The organism is Cryptosporangium sp. NPDC048952 (assembly GCF_043197895.1).
Lineage (GTDB): Bacteria > Actinomycetota > Actinomycetes > Mycobacteriales > Cryptosporangiaceae > Cryptosporangium.
Genome location: NZ_JBICTY010000003.1, coordinates 303,282 through 323,044, shown reverse-complemented (window position 1 = coordinate 323,044; position 19,763 = coordinate 303,282). Strand labels below are relative to the sequence as shown.

The window sequence follows — 19,763 nt, the reverse complement described above, 5'->3', positions numbered from 1 at the left end:
CGTACGGATCGTCAGCCGCTGTGCTGCCTAGGTCGGCTCAGCTCAGCCGACGCGGCGGCCGTAGAGGCCGCGGACCTGGCGCAGGGCCTCGTCCACGTCGTCCTCGAAGTAGCCACCCTGCACCAGGCCGAACTGGCCGGGCATCAGGTCGCTGTCGGAGACCTGGCCGCCGCTGCGGCCCTCCATCATCGCCTGGATGGCGTCGAATAGCCGCTCGACCTGACCCGGGTCGTACCCCGAGCCGAAGCGACGCGGCCGGAAGCTCGACCGCAGCTCCGCGACGACGGCCTTGTCCTCGTTGGTGAACGGGGAGACGAGGCCAGGAACGGCGCCCATCTCCATCGTCATCTCCTTGCCGTACCGGCCGGCGTACTCCGGCTCGGCTCCGCCGCGACCGGCCGGGAGCTCACGGAAACCGGACTCCTGACCGAACTGGCGTCCACCCCGGGGCGGCGGGACCGACCCGGAGACCGGCACGCCGGACACGACCGGGTGCGGACCGGTGCCCTCGGGCTCGGGGTAGCGGCCGCCCGTGCGGTACTCGCCGGTGTTGCCACCGCGGTTGTACTGCCCGGCGAACTCGCGCGCGGGGACGTCGCCGTAGGACGGACCCTCCTGGTACGGCTCGGGGTAGCCACCGTTGCGCGGCCGCGGGCCACCACCGCCGCCGTAGGGCGCGCCGGAGTACGGCTGGCCCTCGGCGTAGGACGGGCCCTCGCGGTACGGCGAGCCCTCGGCGTACGAGGGGCCGTCACCGCGGTACCCACCGGCCGAACCGTAGGGCGGGATCTCGGCGTACGCGGTCTGATCCAGATACTGCGACTGGTCGCTGTACGGGGCCTGCTCCGCGTAGGACGGGCCTTCCTGGTACCGGCCGCGGTCGTTCCGGTCGTTCATCCCGCCGCGGTCGTTCATGCCGCCGCGGTCGGCGTAGGCGGCCTGGTCCGCGTACTGGGCGCCTTCGGCGTACGACGGCTGCTCGACGTAGGGCGGCGCGTTGTCGTAGCGGTCACCACCGCGATAGCCGCCGCCGTACGACGGCTCCTCGCGGAAACGGTCGCCACCGGGGCCGTTGCCGGGGGCGCCGCCGTAGGGCGCCTGCTCCGGGTACGGGGCGTTGTCGCGGTACCGCTCGTCGCGGTAGGGCTCGTTCGGCTCGTTCCAGCCGCCGCCGCTGACCGGGGCACCGCGGTACTCCGCGGGCTCACGCATGGGGCCGGGCTGGTGGATCGTCGGCGCCTCACCGGCGCCGCGGTCGAAGCCCTGGCCGCGGTAGCCACCGCCGTACGAGGGCTCCTCGCGGTACCCACCGCCGCCGTAGACGGCCGGCTCCTCGCGGTAGTCGGGACCGCCGTAGGACGGCTCGTCCCGGCTGTATCCCCCGGGTTCCTCACGGAAGGCTGGGCGGCCGTACGCGCCGGACGGCTCGTTGCGGAAGCCACCGCCGTACGTGGTGGCGGGTTCCGGCGGCATGCCGGGGGACCCGACCGCGCCGTAGGACAGCACTTCCTCGCGGTCCTGGTAGGCCGAGGGACCGGCCTCCAGCGCGCGGAACCCGTTGGAGCCACGCGGCGGCAGGCCGGAGGCCAGCTCGTCGAGCTCCTTCTCGAGGCGGTCGAGGTGGAGGTCCACCTGCCACTCGTCGTAGCCGCCGAAGCGCGTGCGGAACACCACGTCGCGGATGTCTGCTGCCGTCAGCGGATCACCAATGGGTCGCCGCGCCAGCGTCGCCTCGGCCCGGTCGAGGAACTCGTCGACCTCGTCGACCTTGTAGCCCCGCTTCAGTGCCTTCCGGCGAAACCTGTCGCCCTGAGCCATTGTCCTCATACCTCCGCTGCCGCGAGCTGGCCGCATGCGCCGTCGATCTCTCGACCGCGTGTGTCCCGGACCGTCGTCGGGACGCCAGCGGCCCGCAACCGGTTCACGAACTCCCGCTCTACCGACTTCGGGCTGGCGTCCCAATCACTGCCCGGAGTGGGATTGAGCGGTATCAGGTTCACGTGCGCAAGCCGCTTTGCCAGCAAGCGACCCAGCAGGTCTGCTCGCCACGGCTGGTCGTTCACGTCCTTGATCATGGCGTACTCGATCGAAACGCGTCGCCCGCTTCGCTCGGCGTACTCCCACGCGGCCCCCAGCACCTCAGCGACCTTCCATCGGGAGTTCACCGGCACCAGCGTGTCTCGTAGTTCGTCGTCAGGTGCGTGCAGGGACACCGCGAGAGTGGCGTTAATGCCTTCGGCTGTCAACCGGTTGATGGCAGGGACCAGACCAACGGTGGAAATGGTGACCGAACGTTGGGAGAGACCCAGTCCGTCCGGAGCAGCATCGGTGATTCGACGGAAGGCCGCGAGCACCCGCTTGTAATTCGCGAGCGGCTCACCCATGCCCATGAAGACGACGTTGGACAACCGGTCCCCCGTCTTCGCCATCTCCCGTGCCGCGACCATCACCTGCTCGACGATTTCACCGGTCGAGAGGTTCCGCTTGAGGCCGCCCTGACCCGTGGCGCAGAACGGGCACGCCATTCCGCAGCCGGCCTGGCTGGAGATGCAGACCGTCGCCCGGTCGGGATAGCGCATCAACACGCTTTCGACCAGGGACCCGTCGAACGTGCGCCAGAGCCACTTCCGCGTCTCGCCGTCGTCGGTGGTGACCGAGCGGACGGACGTGAGCAACTGCGGAAGGAACGCTTCGGCGAGCGGTTCGCGGTCAGCGGTCGGCAGGTCGGTCATCGCGTCCGGATCCGTGGTCAGCCGCCCGAAGTAATGCGTCGAGAGCTGTTTGGCCCGGAAGGCGGGACGACCGAGCGCGGACACGGCTTCGCGGCGCTCCGCTGGGTCGAGATCCGCCAGATGGCGGGGCGGGGCGGTCCGGCGGGGCGCGTCAAGCACCAGAGGGAGTGTCGTCGTCATCGCTTGCTCATTGTCACACGCCGCAGCGGGCCTGCGGCCGGTCTCGGACAGAGGCGTCCGCCACGAAGACGTCTCTCACAGTGATATTCCACCGTTTTACTGCGTTGGGTGATCGGCCGAACACCTGACGTAATTTGTTCGCATCATTTCTCGACGTCACGTCGGCGGCGCGAACGCCGTCAACAGCAGGTACGCGACGGGGGCGGCGAACAGCAGGGAATCCAACCGGTCCATCAATCCGCCGTGTCCGGGCAGCAGCGAACTCATGTCCTTGACGCCGAGGTCACGTTTGATCATCGATTCCGTGAGGTCCCCGAGCGTGGCCGCGACCGCGATCGCGAGGCCGTAGATCACGCCCTCCCACCACGCTCCGTTGTCGAACCCCAGCTCCAGGAACGCCGCGCCACCGATCGCGCAGGCGATCAGCGAGCCCGCCATGCCCTCCCAGGACTTTTTCGGGCTCACGGTGGGGGCCATCGGGTGCCGACCGGCCAGGACGCCCGCCGCGTAGCCGCCGATGTCGCTGCAGGCCACCGTCGCGATGAACGCGATGATCCGCATCACGCCGTCGTCGGCGGTCTCGAGCAGGACCGCGAAACCGCCCAGGAACGGGACGTAGGTGGCCACCAGTACCGCGGCGGTGACGTCACGCTGGAAACCGACCGGACCGTCGGGGATGCGCCAGACCACGACCGCCACGACCGTCAGCAGCAGGCCGAGCAGGAGCGCTTCCGAGCCGCTGGTGTATGTGATGACGATCGTGCCGACGCCGCCCACGACCAGCGGGATCATCGGCGGCCGGGCCTCTACCGGGCGGATCGCCCGAACCAACTCCCAGATGCCGACGCCCATCGCGGCCGCGATCACGGCGGCGAACGCGATCTTCGACGTGAACAGCGTCACGAGGACGAGCGCGGCGAGACCGACACCCACCCCGATCGCCGCCGGCAGGTTGCGCCCGGCGCGACCGGCGCGGGCGGCCGTCGAAACTGCGGCCCCCAGCGGTGGCCCTACCGGAACCTCGTCACTCACCGGGGTGACCTCATCCATGCCTTCGTCGGGCCCTCCCGGCACGCGCCGGGAGGGCGGCTCCCTCAGACCTCGAGGAGCTCGGCTTCCTTGTGCTTCATCAGCTCGTCGACCTGGTTGACGTACTTGCTGGTGGTGTCGTCCAGTTCCTTCTCGGCGCGACGCACGTCGTCCTCGCCGGCCTCGCCGTCCTTGCCGATCTTGTCCAGCGCTTCCTTGGCCCGCCGCCGGATGTTGCGGATCGAGATCTTGGCGTCCTCACCCTTGGAGCGGGCAACCTTCACCAGGTCGCGGCGGCGCTCCTCAGTGAGCTGCGGGAAGATCACGCGGATGATCGAGCCGTCGTTGCTCGGGTTGACACCGAGGTCGGAATCGCGGATCGCCCGCTCGAGCGTGCCCAGCTGGGAGCCGTCGTACGGCTTGATGACCGCCATCCGCGCCTCCGGGATCGTGATGGAGGCGAGCTGGGGCAGCGGCGTCATCGCGCCGTAGTAGTCGACGAAGATCTTGCCGAACATGGCCGGGGCCGCCCGGCCGGTACGCACCGAGCCGAAGTCCTCCTTGGCGACCTCGACGGCTTTCTCCATCTTCTCTTCGGCTTCGAAGAGAGTTTCGTCGATCACGGTGTCGCCTCCTGGGCTCGGTCTCTTGCCGGCGTGCAGATTATTTCAGTCCGTCGAAGTCGTGGTGACCGGCTCCGTGGTCACCAACGTTCCAATCCGGTCACCGCGCACCGCCCGCGTGATGTTGCCGGCGACGAGCAGGTCGAAGACGACCAGCGGGAGGTCGTTCTCCATGCAGAGGCTGATCGCGGCCGCGTCGGCCACACCCAGGCCGCGGGTGAGCACCTCGGTGTAGCTGATCCGGTCGAACCGGACCGCCGCCGGGTTCTTCTTCGGGTCGTCGTCGTACACACCGTCGACCTGAGTGGCCTTCAGCAGGACGTCGGCACCGATCTCCAGCGCGCGCTGCGCGGCGACGGTGTCGGTGGTGAAGTACGGCATGCCGGCGCCGGCGCCGAAGATGACGACGCGGCCCTTCTCCAGGTGGCGCATCGCGCGGCGCGGGATGTAGGGCTCGGCGACCTGGGCCATGTTGATCGCGGTCTGGACGCGGGTGTCGATGCCCTGCTTCTCGAGGAAGTCCTGGAGCGCGAGGCAGTTCATCACCGTGCCCAGCATGCCCATGTAGTCCGACCGCGCCCGGTCCATACCGCGCTGCTGCAGTTCCGCGCCGCGGAAGTAGTTACCGCCACCGACGACGACCGCGACCTGCAGGCCCTGCCGGACGACGTCGGCGATCTGGACGGCGATCGCCTGGACGACGTCGGGGTCGACGCCGAACTGGCCACCGCCGAACACCTCACCGGAGAGCTTGAGCATGACCCGTGACCAGGGGCGGTCGCGGCCGGTGGTCTTCGTGTCCGGAGCGGGGCTGGTCTGCAGAGTCATCGCTGGCCTCCTAGTGGGTGTTCATGCGAAAGCCGCCGGTGGCGGTATGCCACCGGCGGCTTTCGAGCGTCGTCTGGACACGCGAGCCGGCCCGGTGGGCCGGCCTCGTCAGGCCTGTCCGACCTCGAACCGGATGAACCGGCTCACCGTGACACCGGCACCGTCGAGCTGGGCCTTCACGGTCTTCTTGCTGTCCTGCACCGAGGACTGCTCGAGCAGCACGTTCTCCTTGAAGAAGCCGTTCACCCGGCCCTCGACGATCTTCGGGAGCGCCTGCTCCGGCTTGCCCTCTTCGCGGGCGGTGGCCTCGGCGATACGACGCTCGTTCTCGACGACGTCGCCCGGCACCTCGTCGCGCGTGACGAACTGGGGACGCATCGCGGCGACCTGCATGGCAGCGCCGCGGGCGACCTCGACGTTGTCACCGGTGAACTCGACGAGCACGCCGACCTGCGGCGGCAGCGACGGGTCCTTGCGGTGCATGTACGTGGCGACCTGGCCGTCGAGCAGCGCGACGCGGCGCAGCTCCAGCTTCTCGCCGATCTTGATCGAGGCGGCCTCGATGTTCTCGCCGACGGTCTTGCCGTCCTTGAGCTTCTCGTTCAGCAGCGACTCGAGGTCGCCGACCTTCGCCGCCGCGGCGTGCGCCACGATGTCGGCGGCGAGCGTCTGGAACTCGTCGTTCTTCGCGACGAAGTCCGTCTCGGAGTTCAGCTCGATGATCGCGCCTTCGGCGGCGGCGATGAGGCCGTTCGCAGCGGTGCGCTCGCCGCCGCGCTTGGCGGCCTTCGCGGCACCCTTGATGCGCAGCACCTCGACGGCCTTGTCGAAGTCGCCATCGGCCTCGGTGAGGGCCTTCTTGGCGTCCATCATGCCCGCGCCGGTCTGGTCGCGGAGCTTCTTCACGTCAGCGGCGGAAATGTTCGCCATTGTCCGTTCTCTCAAGTCGGTGGTGATCCGGGTGCGGATGGTTTCCCATCCGCACCCGGGGTGATCAGGACTCGGTGCTGGCGGGGGCGGGCTCGGCGGCGGGAGCCGCAGCGGCCTCGGCCGGAACCGTGGCGGGAACCTCGGCCGGGACCTCGGCGGCGGCCGGCTCGGCGGCGGCCGCGGGCTCCTCGGTCTTCGACTCGAGCAGCTCGCGCTCCCACTCGGGCAGCGGCTCGTTCTCCGCGGGGGCGTCCGGCTTGGCGTCGGCCTTGCTGCCACCGGCACGGGCGATCAGGCCCTCGGCGACGGCGTCAGCGATGACCCGGGTGAGCAGGGCGGCGCTGCGGATCGCGTCGTCGTTGCCCGGGATCTTGTAGTCGACCTCGTCCGGGTCGCAGTTGGTGTCGAGGATCGCGACGATCGGGATGCGGAGCTTCCGCGACTCGTCGACCGCGATGTGCTCCTTCTTGGTGTCGACGATCCACACCGCGGAAGGCACCTTCGACATGTCGCGGAGGCCGCCGAGCGTGCGCTCGAGCTTGTCCTTCTCGCGCTTGAGAACGAGGGCTTCCTTCTTCGTGAGCACGTTGTCGCCACCGGTCTGCTCGATGATCTCGAGCTCCTTGAGGCGCTGCAGGCGCTTGTACACGGTCTGGAAGTTCGTGAGCATGCCACCCAGCCAGCGCTGGTTGACGTACGGCATACCGACCCGGCGAGCCTGCTCGGCGATGGCCTCCTGGGCCTGCTTCTTGGTGCCGATGAACAGGATCGTCCCGCCGTGCGCGACGGTCTGCTTCACGAACTCGAACGCGTTGTCGATGTACGTGAGCGTCTGCTGCAGGTCGATGATGTAGATGCCATTGCGCTCCGTCAGGATGAAGCGCTTCATCTTCGGGTTCCAGCGTCGGGTCTGGTGCCCGAAGTGCACGCCGCTCTCGAGGAGCTGGCGCATTCCGACGACGGCCATGAGTGTGGCGCGTCCTTCCGTTTTTCGGGCGGCGCGCTTGTTCGGCGCACCGCGGTTTCCTCGGTTGTCGCTCCGGGGTACTGCGCTGTGGCAGGCCCGGCGCCCTGGTGCCCCATCGGTCGTTGGCCCCCAATAGGGGACCGAGGAGACCGCCGCGTGTTCTGTTCTCCGCCGGGGCGGAGGCTTCTCCGCCGGGGCGGAGGGCTGGACGCGCGGTGGGCACGCGAAGTCGACCCGCAGGCGCGGGTCGCCGCCGAGAAGTCTACGCGGCCGGGGCCCGGAACGCCGAACCCGCCCGTCGGCGCGGCTCAGCGGGGGTGCGCTGCCCGCTCTTGGCCCGTGCCGGCGGGGAGCGCTGCACACTTTGGCCCGGGCGGCGGGGAGCGCTGCACGCTCTTGGCCCGGGTGGCGGGGAGCGCTGCACGCTCTGGCCCCGTATAGGGGACCGGAACGTGCAGTCCCCCGTGGGGGGACGGAGTGTGCAGCGCCGCCGGGGGCGCGGCGGCTAGCCGACGGCGATGGCGGCGCAGAGGAGTACGGCCACGCCGAGGACGATCGGGAGGGCGCCGGGGCGGGCCAGCAGGGCGGGGAGTGACTGGGTGCTCGGGGCGGGCGCCTTTGCGCCCTTGAGCGTGCCGACAGCCAGCAGGATCAGGCCGACGGTGGCGAGGCCACCCCCGACCGCGCCACCGGAGTCCGGCACGTCCGCCAGCGCGGAACGCCAGCTCAGCACTGTGGCGGGCACGGCTGCGGCGAGCAGCACCACGAGCACGAGCGCGGTGCGCGCGCCCGACCGCCACTGCGCCGGCGTGGGGCGTCGGCGCAGTGGCTTTCGCGGGCGGGTCGGCGCCGCGGACCTGCTCGGCCCAGGCGTCAGATCGACGGGTGCGGGCGCGGATCCCGCCGGAACCGGCCGAGCCGCCGCAACCTCGAGCGGCACCGGCGCGCCCCCACGCTCCATCCCGCCGAGCCCGGTGGCACCAGGCTCCGCGCTCCCGAGGCCGGTGGCACCGGCCCCTGTGCTGCCGGGCCTCGTGGCGCTGGGCGCGCTGGCGCTGGGCGCGCTGGCGCTGGGCGCGCTGGCGCTGGGCGCGCTGGCGCTGGGCGCGCTGGCGCTGGGCGCGCTGGCGCTGGACTCCATTGCGCTGGGCTCCGTGACGCTGGGCGCGTGGGCGCTGGGCGCCGTGGCGCTCGGCGCCGTGGCGCTCGGCGCCTGGGCGCTGGACTCCGTGGCGCTCGGCGCCTGGGTGCCGAGGTCTGACGTGTCGGGCATGGCTCCGGCGCTCGCGATTTCGGGATCTGCTGGGGAGCCGGCCGAGATCGCGGTGCCCGGATCCGTCGAAACGGATTCCGGGGTTTCCACCCGGTCGCGCCGCGCCTTGGAACCGGCGGCACGCGAAGGCAACAGGCGGCGCACGGACTCCCGCGACGGAAGCATCGCCGCGAACCGCTCACCGAACGGCCGAGCGGGAACGCGCGAGGGCGCCTCGGGCCCGGGCTCGAGCGGACCGGGCGGCGGCACCCGCCGCTCGTCACTCGACTTCACCCGCGCACGAGTCCGCGCAACCAACGCGTCGAACGTCGGAACCGGCTCAGCGATCGTGATCGGGTGCGGAACGGAGCCGATCGGGAAGGTCCCGGCACGATCCTCGTCAGCGGTCTCTTCCGCCGGCGGAGAGGCGTCCAATACGCGCCCGTACTCGTCGACCAGCCCCAACCGAACCAGCACCGACTCGGTCTCGGGCCAGTGCGACCGCCCCTCACGAGCCGATTCCTCGTCCCCCTCGGCCGAAGCAGCCCACGAGCCCACCCCGTCCCACGACCCGCCGGCGCCCTCGTCCACCTCGATAGGCGTCAATCCAACAGTCGTCGCCTCCCCCACCGACACCCCGGACGCCGCAGCGGTGGGCGCCGACGCGGCCGATGCCTGCGCGGTGACCGGCGCGTTGGTCGGTGTGGGCGCAGCGGATGACGGGCCGGCAGCGGCCCGGTCGGCAGCGGTCGGAGCCGACGAAGCGGGGACCGCCGGGCTGGGCGCCGATACGACTGATGCCGACGCAGCCGGCGCGGGCTCGTCGGGCGCCTCGGGGGCCTCGGGCGGGGTCTTCGCCGCGGCATGAGCGGCAAGCGCCTTGGGCACCGCGAGCGTCCGATACGCCTGAATCAGCTCCAACGCCGCAGGATGCTCCACTTCCCCACCCGAACCGGCGCCATCCCTGGCATCGACAACCTCATCCTCCGGCTTCGGCGCTCCCCGCCCCCTGGCACCAGCCCGGGCCGCCGCGCGCGACGTCGCCGAATTCTGGACAGACGGAGTCGCCTCACCCGAGGCAGGAGCCGAACCCGACGCCTCCTCGGGCGGATCGACCGGACTCAACGGCTGAGTCGCCGCCGCCCGGGACCGCGCCGGCGTCGACTTCCGCGCCGCCTTGCGCGGCTCCGCCGTCGTACTCACCGTGCGCCGCGCCGGCCGAGCCGTAGCCGCCGAAGTCCGCGCCCGAGGCGCACGCCCAGCCGCCTTCGCCCCCTCCGACCCCGAAGCCGCCTCCGACCCCGAAGCCACAACCGACCCCGAAGCCACAACCGACCCCGAAGCCGCGTCCGACCCCGAAGCCGCGTCCGAGCCTGAAGCCGCAACCGAACCTGAAGCCGCAACCGAGCTTGAAGCCGCGTCAGCCCCCGCAGCCGCGTCAAACGCTGCAGCCGCATCGACCCCCGAAGCCGCAACCGCCTCCGGCGCGGAAGCCGCATCAGCCCCCGACCGGGAACCCCGATCCGACACCGACTCGTCCGCCGACGAAGGGTTCTCGACCATCGGAGCTCCTCCCGCTGCGACGCGTCCCGCGACTCGCGCCTTAGCAGACGTTACCGAGGTAACCCCCACATCCCGATGACCGACCCGGCGTCCCCTGTACACCCGACTACGAACCCACTACCCAGTTCGTCCGATTAGCGGTAATCAACCGTCCGAACCCTCGCTTTAGGAGGACCTTAAGTCAAGATATGGTGGGCGAAAAACCCCGCCCGATGTGCTGAACAGGAAAGACAGCGCCTATGGTCTGGGGTCATGACCCCTGCCGGCAACGCTGGTTCCGAGCTCACATCGCACAGTGAGCCCTCCCGCTCGCAGGAGACCCGTCGCGGTATCGCTCGCATGCGCGGCTTCGGCACCACGATCTTCACCGAAATGACCTCCCTGGCGGTCCGCACCAACGCGATCAACCTCGGCCAGGGCTTCCCCGACACCGACGGCCCCGGCCAGATGCTCCGCGCGGCAGTGAAGGCGATCCAGTCCGGTCAGAACCAGTACGCGCCGGGCGCCGGCACCCCCGACCTGCGCACCGCGATCGCCCGTCACCAGGGCGACTGGTACGGCCTGGACTACAACCCCGACACCGAGGTGCTGGTCACCGCCGGCGCCACCGAGGCCATCGCCGCTACGCTCCTCGGCCTGTGCGAGCCTGGCGACGAGGTGCTCTGCGTCGAGCCGTACTACGACTCGTACGCCGCGGTGATCGCACTCGCCGGCGCCGTCCGCCGCCCGGTGACCCTGCGCCCGCCGGACTACCGCCTCGACACCGCCGCGCTGGCCGCCTCGATCACCCCGCGCACCCGCGTCATCCTGATCAACTCGCCGCACAACCCGACCGGCGCGGTGTTCGACCGCGAGGAGCTCACCGAGGTCGCGCGGCTGTGCGTCGAGCACGACCTGATCGCGGTCACCGACGAGGTGTACGAGCACATCGTCTTCCACGGTGAGCACGTGCCGCTGGCCACGCTGCCGGGCATGCGCGACCGCACGGTCACGATTTCGTCGGCCGGCAAGACGTTCAGCGCGACCGGCTGGAAGGTCGGCTGGATCTGCGCGTCGGCCGATCTGGTCGCTGCAGTCGCACGGGTGAAGCAGTTCCTCACCTTCACCAACGCAGCGCCGTTCCAGCCGGCCGTGGCCACCGCGCTGGGCCTCCCCCGCGACTACTTCGCAGGCCTGGCCACCAGCCTTCGCGCCAAGCGTGACCTGCTCTGTCAGGGCCTGAACGCCGCCGGGTTCGACGTCCACATCCCGGCGGGAACGTATTTCGTCACTGCGGACGCGGCTCCCCTCGGCGGCGTCGACGGTGTCGCGTTCTGCCGGGCGCTCCCGGAGCGCGCGGGGGTCGTGGCCGTGCCGGTCGGCGTGTTCTACGACCAGGAGGCCCACGACGTGGTCCCTGGCGCGTCCCTGGTGCGTTTCGCGTTCTGCAAGCAGGACGACGTGCTCCACGAGGCCGTGCGCCGGCTCGAAAAACTCCGCGACGGCGGCCCTGTCGTCGAGCCCGCCCCGCGCCGGATGCCGGGCGCCGGTGGACACCCCGGCTCCTGGGCGCGCTGAGCGGGTTTTCCACAGCTGACCGAGGGACCTGGCGAGGGCGGGCGAAGGCGTCCACCCTCGCCTCCATGCTTTTCCCGATCGACGTCAATCAAGCCGGCGCCCGCAGGCGTCGCACCACACCCCACCAAACCCCCACCCTGGCCTCCCTCACCACAGCCCTAGCCGTAATGGCCTTGGCCGCCCCAATCCCCACCGCCCAGGCCACCACGCCCCCGGCCGAGGCCGCAGCCGCGCAGGTCGGCGCGGATCCGGCCGCGGTCGCGTGGGCCAACGCGTACTCGGCCACCGCCGCGCTGGTCGAAACCGCGCCGCCCGACGCCGATCCGGGCCACCCAGACCCGGCCCACCCGGACCCGGCCCACCCGGACCCGGCCCACCCGGGCCCGACCCACGCCGGCCCGATCTACGCGGGCCCGGCTCACACGGGACCGATCCACGCGGGACCGATCCACGCGGGACCGATCCACGCGGGACCGATCCACGCGGGACCGATCCACGCGGGACCGGCTCACACGGGACGGAGCTACGCGGGCCCATACGGTCGGCCGGCGGGGTGGCGGGAGGCGCCTGGCGGGGTGGTGGGCTGGCGATGGCCGGTGGACGGGCAGGCGCGGGTGGTGCGGCGGTTCGAGGCGCCGGACGGGCCCTACGGTGCCGGCCACCGTGGCGTCGACCTGGCCGGGACGCCCGGCGCCGTAGTGCGTGCGGCCGGGGCCGGAGTCGTACGGTTCGCGGGCCCAGTGGGCGGCCGGGGTGTCGTGAGCGTCACGCACGACGACGGTCGCCGCACGACCTACGAGCCGGTCCGGGCATCCGTTCGCGCCGGTGACCGGGTCGTCCCCGGCACCCCGCTCGGACACCTGGACGGAACGCACCTCGGCTGCGGCGCCGAGACCTGCCTGCACTGGGGTCTGATCGTGGCCGGCCAGTACGTCGACCCGCTCACGCTCCTCGGCCCGGGGAGCGTCCGGCTCTACCCGGTGACGACCTGATCGGTGCTCAGGGGCGCGTACCGGGCGTCGGAACCGGTGCTCCACGCCCAGTACCGCTCGCCGTACGACCAGTGCCACCACTCCGTCGGGTAGTTCACCAGCCCTGCGGCGGTCAGCGTCGCCACGAGCAGACGCCGGTTCGCCGCGGCCTGCGCGGAGATGTCGGGTGCTGCGGTGTAGCAGCGGTTCTCGCTGGCGACCGGGCTCGCGTTCACCTCGGTGCCCATGTCCAGTTCGACGCCGTCGGCCGAGCAGAGCGTCAGGTCGATCGCACCGCCGGTGCAGTGCGGGGCCACCTCTGGCGGCGAGATGAACCGGGAGGCCTCGCGGCGGAGGCGCTCGGGCGTCCAGTCGGGGTTTTGTTCGCGGAGGACGTCGGCATAGGCAGTGAATTGGTGGAGTTGCACGGCGGGTGGACGGTAGCCCTCGATGAGGAGCAGGTGGGTGCCGGTCGGGAGGCTCTGTTCGGCGTGCAGCAGGCGGCGGTGGAGGCCGGAGCGGACATAGTGCAGGAGCGGGTTGTACTGGTCTTCGCGGCGGTCGAGGCGGAGGTGGGTGGCCTCGATCACGGGTTCGCCGCAGTCGGAGGTGGCGATTGCCGCGATCGCCGGGTCGCTCAGAAGCACGAAGTCGCTGGCCACCCCGTCCACGCTAATCCCGCCCCCACCACCCCCTCCAAGCGGCCAGCTACGCGCTTTGCCAGGAACCCGTCGACCCCGACCCTCCACACCGAACGTTTTCCCAACAATCCGCGCCGCCGCAGCGGGCATCCGCGTGCCGCACCAGGCGTGGCTGGGCACAGCGCTTGTCGAACGCGGCAGTGATCGAACCCGGCGCTCATCGGACCCGGCACTGATCGAGCGCGGCGCTCATCGGCCGCGGGTGGCTAGGCCGCGGGTGGCTAGGCCGGGGGTGACTAGGCGCGGGGGTGGGCCTGGCGGTAGGCGGTGCGGAGTCTGTCGACAGTGACGTGGGTGTAGATCTGGGTGGTGGCCAGCGTGGCGTGGCCCAGGAGTTCCTGCACGGTGCGGAGGTCGGCGCCGCCGGCGAGCAGGTGGGTGGCCGCGGTGTGGCGGAGGCCGTGCGGGCCGAGGTCGGGTGCGCCCGGGACGTCGCGAAGGCGGTCGTGCACGATCTGTCGGGCCGTGCGGGGGTCTAGGCGTCCGCCGCGGACCCCGAGGAGGAGCGCTGGGCCGCTCCGGGGCGTGGCGAGCGTCGGGCGGCCCCGTTCGAGCCACATCGTGATCGCTCGTTCGGCCGGTACGCCGTACGGAACGCTCCGCTCGCGGTTGCCCTTGCCGACGACGCGGAGCAGGCGACGTTCGCGGTCGACGTCGTCCACGTCGAGCCCACAGAGTTCGCTGACGCGGACACCCGTGGCATACAGCAGCTCCAACACGGCCACATCCCGCAGCAACGCAGCTTCGGCCCGCGGATCGCTCTCCCCCACCGAGCCCTCGGCTCCAGCGCCCGCCGACGCGGCACCACCGGCCACAGCGCCCCCGGACACAGCGCCCCCGGGCGCCGAGCCACCGGGCGCCGAGCCACCGGGCGCCGAGCCGCTGGGCGCCGAGCCGCTGGGACCGACGCCGCTGGGGCCTATGCCGGCGGGGGCGTTGCCGGATGTGCCGCCGGGCGGGGTCGTGCCGGACATTGTGGCGTCGGAGTTGGCGGCGGAGGGAGACGCGCCGTCGGGCGTGGCGGGGGGCGCGGCGGTTTCGCCGGGAGCGGTGGCGCGGGGCGGCGCGGCGCCGGCTGGAGCGGCTTTGGACGGGGATGGGCGGTTGGTGCGGGCGGTGTCCAGGAGGGCGGTGGCTTGGGTGACGTCCAGGACGCGGGGTAGGTGGGCCGGGAGTTTCGGGCTGGCCAGGTCGCGACCCGGATCGTCGGCGCGGCGGCCGGTGCGCTGCGCCCAGGCGGTGAGGGCGCGGGCGGCGGCCGCACGTCGGGCCAGTGTGCGGGGCGCCGCACCCGTGCTGCGCTGGCGCGCCAGCCAGCTGCGGAGTAACGACAGGTCGAGGGCGTCGAGGCGGTCCTGCCCCGAGCGGGTCAGGTGGTCGAGGAGGAGTACCGCATCGGCCACGTACGCCCGCAGCGTGGTGGGCGGATGGCTCCGCTCGTGCTCCAGGTAGGCCTCGAACGCGTCGACCGTCTCCGCGAGAGCCGGCGGGAGGGCAGCGCGGAGCGCCGCCACCCGCGGTCGGGATCCAGCCACACCCCGACCGTGCCCGCTCCCGCTCCCCCGAGCAAGCCGCCCCGCCGAAACGAGCGCGGCGTCAGTCGGGGCCGAAGGGGTTTTGGCCGTAGGTGAAGGGGTCGTCGGGGTAGGGCGGGAGGTACTCGGAGGTGGCGGACGGTGGGGAGTCGGCGAACGTCGGAGGGCCGAGGCCCGCTTCGGTCAGGCGGTAGCCGCCGTCCACCGCCCGCACGAACCCGCGCATCCGCAGATCCGGCAGCGCCCGGCGCACCTCCGTCGGGGGTAGTCGTGCCGCGAGCGCGACGTCCTCGACGGTCACGACCCGCCCGGCGGCCACGGCCTCGAGCACGGTCCGCAGCGACGGCGGGAGCGAGGACCGGTCAGGCTCGTCGGACGGAGGAGCTCCAACCGGCAGCGACGCGTCCCACTCCGCCGGGTCCCACCCGGGCTCGACGCCCCACTCGGCGGCACCGATCGGGCCGACCGCCTCCAGCACGTCCTCGGCGCTGGTGACCAAGGTCGCGCCGAAGTCGCGGATCAGCCGGTGAGTGCCCACCGAGAGCGCGGACGTCACGGGTCCGGGCACCGCGAGCAACGGCCGGTCGAGCTGGTGCGCGCGCTCGGCGGTGACGCTGGTGCCGGACCGTGCGCCGGCCTCCACGACGACGAGCCCGCCGCCGAGCGCGGCGATCAGCCGGTTCCGTGAGAGGAAGCGGTGACGTTGCGGCGACTCGCCCAGCGGCACCTCGCTGATCAGCAGCCCCTCTTCGGCGATGCGGTCGAGCAGCCCCGCGTGGGCGAGCGGGTACGGCACGTCGACCCCGCCGGCCAGCACGGCGATCGTGGGTCCGCCGCCGGCGAGCGCTCCGCGGTGGGCCGCGCCGTCGATGCCGAACGCGCCGCCGGAGATCACCAACCAGCCGCGTCCGGCCAGTCCGTAGGCGATCTCGGTGGCGACGTGCTTGCCGTATGCCGTCGCCGCTCGTGCGCCGACGATCGAGACCGTGTGCTCGGGCGCGCGCGGTAGCGCCAGCGGCCCCCGGACCCAGAGGCACGGTGGCGGTGCCACGTCGACCCGTTCGGCCTCGGCCAGTGGACCGAGCCCGGCGAACGCCTCGGCGGGCCACTCGGCGTCGACCGGCGTCACCGCACGCGCTCCGGCTCGTGCCGCCGCGGCCAAGTCGGCCTCGGCGCGTTCCCACGGGTCGGCGCCCGCCAGGCGCTTGCGGATGCCTCGGCTGACCTGGTCGCGGGCTCCCGCGAGCACCTTCTCCAGCAGGGCACGCGCTCCCCCGGCGGTCGCTCCCACCAGCGTGCGGCGTCCCGGCTCGACGAGACGCCCGAGCGCCACCCACGCAAGCCGCTCCGCGGCCACCCACTCCGTCTCGCCGCTCATGCCGCCACCGAGCCTCGGCGTAGTTCCAGGGCCTCGTTGACGTCGCCGTAGTCGGGCGCCGACCGGCCGGACAGGTCGGCGAGTGTCCAGGCGATGCGCAGCACGCGGTCGTAGCCGCGGGCGGAGAGTTCGCCGCCGTCGATCGCACGTGCCGCGGCGGCGGTCACCAGCCGCGGTAGCCGCCACTCCCGCGAGCGGAGCGCCGTACCGGGCACCGCGGCGTTCGAGGACCACCCGAGGCCGGTCCAGCGCTCGACCGCAGCCCCGCGGGCCTCGCGGACCCGGTGCGCGACGACCGCGGTCGACTCCGGCTGGTCGTGCGTCGCGTACAGCGCGGCCGACGCCACGGGCAGCAGCATCACGCGGAGGTCGATGCGGTCGAGCAGCGGGCCGGAGATCCGGCCGAGGTAGCGGCGCCGCGCGGTCGGCGTGCAGGTGCAGGCCCGGTCACCGGCCGCCGACGCGCAGGGGCACGGGTTCGCGGCGAGCACGAGCTGCACCCGCGCCGGGTACCGCACGGCACCCCCGGTGCGGGCCAGCAGCACCTCGCCCCGCTCCACCGGCTGACGCAACGCATCCAGTGCCCGGGGCGAGAACTCCGGGCTCTCGTCGAGGAACAGCACCCCGTGGTGGGCGAGCGAGATCGCGCCCGGCCGCGCGAGGCCGGTGCCGCCGCCGACCAGCGCCGCCACCGTCGCGGTGTGGTGGGGCGCCTGGTACGGAGCCCGGCGCACCAGCCCGGTGCCGACGGGGAGCACCCCGGCCACCGAGTGAACGGCGGTCACCTCGACCGCGGACTCGTCGTCCAGGGGCGGCAGTATGCCCGGCAGCCGCTCCGCGAGCATCGTCTTGCCCGCCCCGGGTGGCCCGAACAGCGCCAGGTGGTGGCCCCCGGCCGCCGCGACCTCGACCGCGCGCCGCCCGATCTCCTGCCCGGCGACGTCGGCCAGGTCACCCTCGGAGCCGTCGGTACGGGCCAGGATCCGCAGCGGTGGCGGGGCGGACGCCGCGTCGTCGGTCGGTGGATCCTCGCCGCGCAGGAGCGCGATGACTCCGCGCAACGTGCGGCGCCCGACGACGTCGGCGCCCGGCACCAGTGCGGCCTCCGACCAGTTGGCCGCCGGCACCACGTACCGGCGGAGCCCGTCCTGGGCGCCGGCGGCCACCGACGGGAAGACCCCGCGGACCGGACGGAGCCGCCCGTCGAGGCCCAGCTCGCCGATCAGCACCAGCCCGTCCAGCGCGACCAGCGGGGTGGCACCGGCGGCCGCCAGGATCGCCGCGGCGACCGCCAGGTCGAAGTTCGTGCCGTGCTTGGGCAGCCAGGCCGGCCCGAGCCCGACCGTGATCCGCTGGTCGGGCCAGCGCTGCCCCGAGTTGAGCACGGCGGCGCGCACCCGGTCGCGCGCCTGGGTGACGGCCGCGTCGGGCAAGCCGGTGATGACCAGGCCGGGCAGACCCTGGGCGAGGTGGGCCTCGACCTCTACGACACGCCCGTGGACACCGTGCAGGCCGACGGCCAGCGCCCGCGCGAACCCCGCCATCAGAACGCCCCGCGCAGATGGTCGACCCGCGCGGCACCGGACCGCTGCGGCCGCACGCTCACGACGTCGAACCGGACGGTGCCGGGGTGGACGCCGGTCGCCCGGATCCAGTGGGTGGCCAGGCGACGTAACCGGGCGGCCTTGGCCGCGACCACCGCCTCGGCCGGAACGCCGTACTGTTCCCCGCGCCGGGTCTTCACTTCGCAGATGACCAGCGCATCACCGTCGCGCGCCACGATGTCGAGCTCGCCCTCGGCACATCGCCAGTTCCGGTCGAGCACGACCAGACCGGACTGCTGGAGATAGCGCAGGGCGACCCGTTCGCCGTACGCCCCCACCGCTTGTTTCGCGCCCATCCGCCGCCTCCCGATCGCCAGGTGAGAGGTCCACGGTGGTGGGGAAACGCCGTTCCCCGGAGCACGAGCCAGCCCTCAGGGGATAACCGGAGGACCTGTGGACGACGGCACGCCACCCCGTGCGGTGGTACGAAAACAGATCAAACAGATCCGACTTATTACTCTTACGAACTATGACGGACGAATGGGTCTCACTCGGCACCGTCGCCGGGGTGTGCCTCCTGGTGGCAGTGCTAGGTGCGGCGACAGCGATCGGTATCGCACGCCGTGGCCATCGTCAGATCTCGGAGGTGATCACCGCCGGGCACCGGCAAGCCGTGCTGTTGGCCCGGGAAGACGAACGGCGGGACGCGTACACGGCCGCGCTGGAGTACGCCGACTCGGCCCGGCTGGAGTACGGGAAGGTCGGCCGCGGCGAGAACGCCGAGTTCCTGCCGCCCGACATCGAGCGCTCGGCGCCCCTGCTGGCCGCCGTGTCGGCACACGGCGGCCCCGAGGCCTCCCGGCGGCTTTCCGACCTGCTCATGCACGCGCCGACCGTGAACTACTACGCGGCGCGGCTGTCCCGCGCGCCCCGCGACGCCGACCGCGAGCAGGAGTTCGTGTCGGCGCTGCTCCGCTTCGAGGAGCTCTACGAGTCGTTCGCGACGTACGCGCACGCCGACCTGACGACTCCGCTGGAGATGCCCGCGGACTAACGCGAGTGGTCGGTGCGGCCCGGCAGCGGCGTGGCCGCCGTGTCGAACTCCCGTCCACCCGCACCCACGTCCGGCGTGTGGACGCCCTCGACCGGCGCCATCGACTCGGACGTGCCCAGCGCCGGTGCGACCTCCGGTGCGGTGTCGTCCGGGACACCACCTTCGCCCGACGGCGGGTAGTCCTCCGGCGACGGCTTCTCGGCGTACCCGGTGCGTGCTTCCGCGGGCATCGTCGGTGGAAGGTCACCCGTCCGGACGCGCGCGGCAGGGTCCATCGGATCCGCCACCGGATTGCGGTCGGGAACGCTTTCGCCCGGAGCCTGGCGCTCCGTGCTCGTGTGGTCCGAGGTCTCGTCCATGGGGCAGACCTACCCCGGACCACCCGTCACGAACCGAATCCGCCGTTCCCCGGTAGCGAGATGTCGGGCTTGTCGAGCTCCTCGACGTTCACGTCCTTGAACGTTACGACGCGGACGTTCTTCACGAACCGCGCCGGCCGGTACATGTCCCAGACCCACGCGTCCGACATCGCGACCTCGAAGTACACCTCGCCGTCGGCGTTGCGAACCTGCAGGTCGACCGAGTTCGCGAGGTAGAAGCGACGCTCGGTCTCCACGACATAGGAGAACTGCCTGACGATGTCCCGGTACTCGCGATAGAGCTGCAGCTCCATCTCGGTCTCGTACTTTTCGAGATCCTCAGCGCTCATACCTCGTCCTCCACCTGACCATTGTGGCTCACGGCCACCGGCACCAGCGCCTCAGCCCCGGTTCGAGCCGCAGCCGTCGTGCCGGGCGCGTGCGCCTCAGCCACTGTGTTCGGCTTTCGAGCCGCAGCCGTCGTGCCGGGCGCGTGCGCCTCAGCCACTGTGTTCGGCTTTCGAGCCGCAGCCGTCGTGCCGGGCGCGTGCGCCTCAGCC

Annotated in this window: 19 protein-coding genes and 1 pseudogene; 4 read left to right on the top strand and 16 right to left on the bottom strand. The window is 72.1% G+C overall.

Features of this window, described 5'->3' with window-relative positions; all coding sequences use genetic code 11:
• Positions 1-42 precede the first annotated feature (42 nt).
• From ACGFY5_RS17560 to ACGFY5_RS17525, 8 genes are all read right to left on the bottom strand, one after another.
• The gene (locus ACGFY5_RS17560) at positions 43-1,827 is read right to left on the bottom strand and encodes a DivIVA domain-containing protein (RefSeq protein ID WP_392720981.1); all 1,785 of its coding nucleotides are present in this window, start codon (positions 1,825-1,827) and stop codon (positions 43-45) included.
• Positions 1,824-2,912 (bottom strand): 23S rRNA (adenine(2503)-C(2))-methyltransferase RlmN, encoded by a 1,089-nt coding sequence (rlmN, locus tag ACGFY5_RS17555; protein ID WP_392720980.1) that lies wholly within the window; start codon positions 2,910-2,912, stop codon positions 1,824-1,826. Before rlmN ends, ACGFY5_RS17560 begins: the two co-directional genes overlap by 4 nt.
• 156 nt (positions 2,913-3,068) lie before the next feature.
• Positions 3,069-3,944 carry a phosphatidate cytidylyltransferase gene (locus ACGFY5_RS17550; protein ID WP_392720979.1) on the bottom strand — a complete coding sequence of 292 codons (876 nt, stop codon included), beginning with the start codon at positions 3,942-3,944 and terminating at the stop codon, positions 3,069-3,071.
• A gap of 62 nt (positions 3,945-4,006) precedes the next feature.
• Positions 4,007-4,564 carry a ribosome recycling factor gene (frr, locus tag ACGFY5_RS17545; protein ID WP_392720977.1) on the bottom strand — a complete coding sequence of 186 codons (558 nt, stop codon included), beginning with the start codon at positions 4,562-4,564 and terminating at the stop codon, positions 4,007-4,009.
• Positions 4,565-4,609: 45 nt separating this feature from the next.
• Positions 4,610-5,392 carry a UMP kinase gene (gene pyrH, locus ACGFY5_RS17540; RefSeq protein ID WP_392720975.1) on the bottom strand — a complete coding sequence of 261 codons (783 nt, stop codon included), beginning with the start codon at positions 5,390-5,392 and terminating at the stop codon, positions 4,610-4,612.
• Between the two features lie 108 nt (positions 5,393-5,500).
• On the bottom strand, positions 5,501-6,322 hold the full coding sequence (tsf, locus tag ACGFY5_RS17535; protein WP_392720973.1) for a translation elongation factor Ts: 822 nt from the start codon (positions 6,320-6,322) through the stop codon (positions 5,501-5,503).
• A 64-nt stretch (positions 6,323-6,386) separates the two neighbouring features.
• Complete coding sequence (gene rpsB, locus ACGFY5_RS17530; RefSeq protein ID WP_392720972.1) at positions 6,387-7,289, bottom strand: 30S ribosomal protein S2; 903 nt, start codon at positions 7,287-7,289, stop codon at positions 6,387-6,389.
• Between the two features lie 505 nt (positions 7,290-7,794).
• Entirely contained in the window at positions 7,795-8,229 is a 435-nt protein-coding gene (locus ACGFY5_RS17525) for a hypothetical protein (RefSeq protein ID WP_392720970.1), read from the bottom strand.
• A gap of 64 nt (positions 8,230-8,293) precedes the next feature.
• Between ACGFY5_RS17525 and ACGFY5_RS17520 the strand changes: the two genes are divergently transcribed.
• From ACGFY5_RS17520 to ACGFY5_RS17510, 3 genes are all read left to right on the top strand, one after another.
• Positions 8,294-9,409, top strand: a complete 1,116-nt coding sequence (locus tag ACGFY5_RS17520; RefSeq protein ID WP_392720968.1) for a hypothetical protein — start codon at positions 8,294-8,296, stop codon at positions 9,407-9,409.
• A gap of 1,034 nt (positions 9,410-10,443) precedes the next feature.
• A complete protein-coding gene (locus ACGFY5_RS17515) occupies positions 10,444-11,661 on the top strand; it encodes a pyridoxal phosphate-dependent aminotransferase (protein ID WP_392722500.1) in 1,218 nt (405 codons plus the stop codon).
• 65 nt (positions 11,662-11,726) lie between these two features.
• Positions 11,727-12,653 (top strand): peptidoglycan DD-metalloendopeptidase family protein, encoded by a 927-nt coding sequence (locus ACGFY5_RS17510; protein WP_392720967.1) that lies wholly within the window; start codon positions 11,727-11,729, stop codon positions 12,651-12,653.
• Here ACGFY5_RS17510 and ACGFY5_RS17505 read toward each other — a convergent pair.
• From ACGFY5_RS17505 to ACGFY5_RS17485, 5 genes are all read right to left on the bottom strand, one after another.
• Positions 12,635-13,294: a M15 family metallopeptidase gene (locus tag ACGFY5_RS17505; protein WP_392720966.1), complete on the bottom strand. Its 660-nt coding sequence runs from the start codon at positions 13,292-13,294 to the stop codon at positions 12,635-12,637. The two genes, ACGFY5_RS17510 and ACGFY5_RS17505, sit on opposite strands and share 19 nt — an antisense overlap.
• 275 nt (positions 13,295-13,569) lie before the next feature.
• On the bottom strand, positions 13,570-14,868 hold the full coding sequence (locus ACGFY5_RS17500) for a tyrosine-type recombinase/integrase (protein ID WP_392720965.1): 1,299 nt from the start codon (positions 14,866-14,868) through the stop codon (positions 13,570-13,572).
• Positions 14,869-14,929: 61 nt separating this feature from the next.
• Positions 14,930-16,246, bottom strand: coding sequence for a DNA-processing protein DprA (gene dprA / locus ACGFY5_RS17495; RefSeq protein ID WP_392720963.1), 1,317 nt, complete (start codon positions 16,244-16,246; stop codon positions 14,930-14,932).
• Positions 16,243-17,790: a YifB family Mg chelatase-like AAA ATPase gene (locus ACGFY5_RS17490; protein WP_392720961.1), complete on the bottom strand. Its 1,548-nt coding sequence runs from the start codon at positions 17,788-17,790 to the stop codon at positions 16,243-16,245. The genes dprA and ACGFY5_RS17490 overlap by 4 nt, the downstream gene beginning before the upstream one ends.
• Entirely contained in the window at positions 17,790-18,146 is a 357-nt protein-coding gene (locus tag ACGFY5_RS17485) for a YraN family protein (protein WP_392720959.1), read from the bottom strand. The genes ACGFY5_RS17490 and ACGFY5_RS17485 overlap by 1 nt, the downstream gene beginning before the upstream one ends.
• 173 nt (positions 18,147-18,319) lie before the next feature.
• Between ACGFY5_RS17485 and ACGFY5_RS17480 the strand changes: the two genes are divergently transcribed.
• Complete coding sequence (locus tag ACGFY5_RS17480) at positions 18,320-18,844, top strand: hypothetical protein (protein WP_392720958.1); 525 nt, start codon at positions 18,320-18,322, stop codon at positions 18,842-18,844.
• Here ACGFY5_RS17480 and ACGFY5_RS17475 read toward each other — a convergent pair.
• The 3 genes and pseudogenes from ACGFY5_RS17475 to ACGFY5_RS17465 all read right to left on the bottom strand — a co-directional run.
• Positions 18,841-19,203: a hypothetical protein gene (locus tag ACGFY5_RS17475; protein ID WP_392720956.1), complete on the bottom strand. Its 363-nt coding sequence runs from the start codon at positions 19,201-19,203 to the stop codon at positions 18,841-18,843. The two genes, ACGFY5_RS17480 and ACGFY5_RS17475, sit on opposite strands and share 4 nt — an antisense overlap.
• 26 nt (positions 19,204-19,229) lie before the next feature.
• Complete coding sequence (locus ACGFY5_RS17470; RefSeq protein ID WP_392720955.1) at positions 19,230-19,553, bottom strand: DUF2469 domain-containing protein; 324 nt, start codon at positions 19,551-19,553, stop codon at positions 19,230-19,232.
• Positions 19,550-19,763: pseudogene (locus ACGFY5_RS17465) on the bottom strand (hypothetical protein); the annotation flags it as partial. The pseudogene ACGFY5_RS17465 and the gene ACGFY5_RS17470, both read right to left, overlap by 4 nt.

Bases quoted from the DNA above. Each gene is read 5' to 3' on its own strand.
- ACGFY5_RS17560 (WP_392720981.1), bottom strand. From the start codon at position 1,827: ATGAGGACAATGGCTCAGGGCGACAGGTTTCGCCGGAAGGCACTGAAG.
- rlmN (WP_392720980.1), bottom strand. From the start codon at position 2,912: ATGACGACGACACTCCCTCTGGTGCTTGACGCGCCCCGCCGGACCGCC.
- pyrH (WP_392720975.1), bottom strand. From the start codon at position 5,392: ATGACTCTGCAGACCAGCCCCGCTCCGGACACGAAGACCACCGGCCGC.
- tsf (WP_392720973.1), bottom strand. From the start codon at position 6,322: ATGGCGAACATTTCCGCCGCTGACGTGAAGAAGCTCCGCGACCAGACC.
- rpsB (WP_392720972.1), bottom strand. From the start codon at position 7,289: ATGGCCGTCGTCGGAATGCGCCAGCTCCTCGAGAGCGGCGTGCACTTC.
- ACGFY5_RS17515 (WP_392722500.1), top strand. From the start codon at position 10,444: ATGCGCGGCTTCGGCACCACGATCTTCACCGAAATGACCTCCCTGGCG.
- ACGFY5_RS17510 (WP_392720967.1), top strand. From the start codon at position 11,727: ATGCTTTTCCCGATCGACGTCAATCAAGCCGGCGCCCGCAGGCGTCGC.
- dprA (WP_392720963.1), bottom strand. From the start codon at position 16,246: ATGAGCGGCGAGACGGAGTGGGTGGCCGCGGAGCGGCTTGCGTGGGTG.
- ACGFY5_RS17490 (WP_392720961.1), bottom strand. From the start codon at position 17,790: ATGGCGGGGTTCGCGCGGGCGCTGGCCGTCGGCCTGCACGGTGTCCAC.
- ACGFY5_RS17485 (WP_392720959.1), bottom strand. From the start codon at position 18,146: ATGGGCGCGAAACAAGCGGTGGGGGCGTACGGCGAACGGGTCGCCCTG.
- ACGFY5_RS17480 (WP_392720958.1), top strand. From the start codon at position 18,320: ATGACGGACGAATGGGTCTCACTCGGCACCGTCGCCGGGGTGTGCCTC.
- ACGFY5_RS17475 (WP_392720956.1), bottom strand. From the start codon at position 19,203: ATGGACGAGACCTCGGACCACACGAGCACGGAGCGCCAGGCTCCGGGC.
- ACGFY5_RS17470 (WP_392720955.1), bottom strand. From the start codon at position 19,553: ATGAGCGCTGAGGATCTCGAAAAGTACGAGACCGAGATGGAGCTGCAG.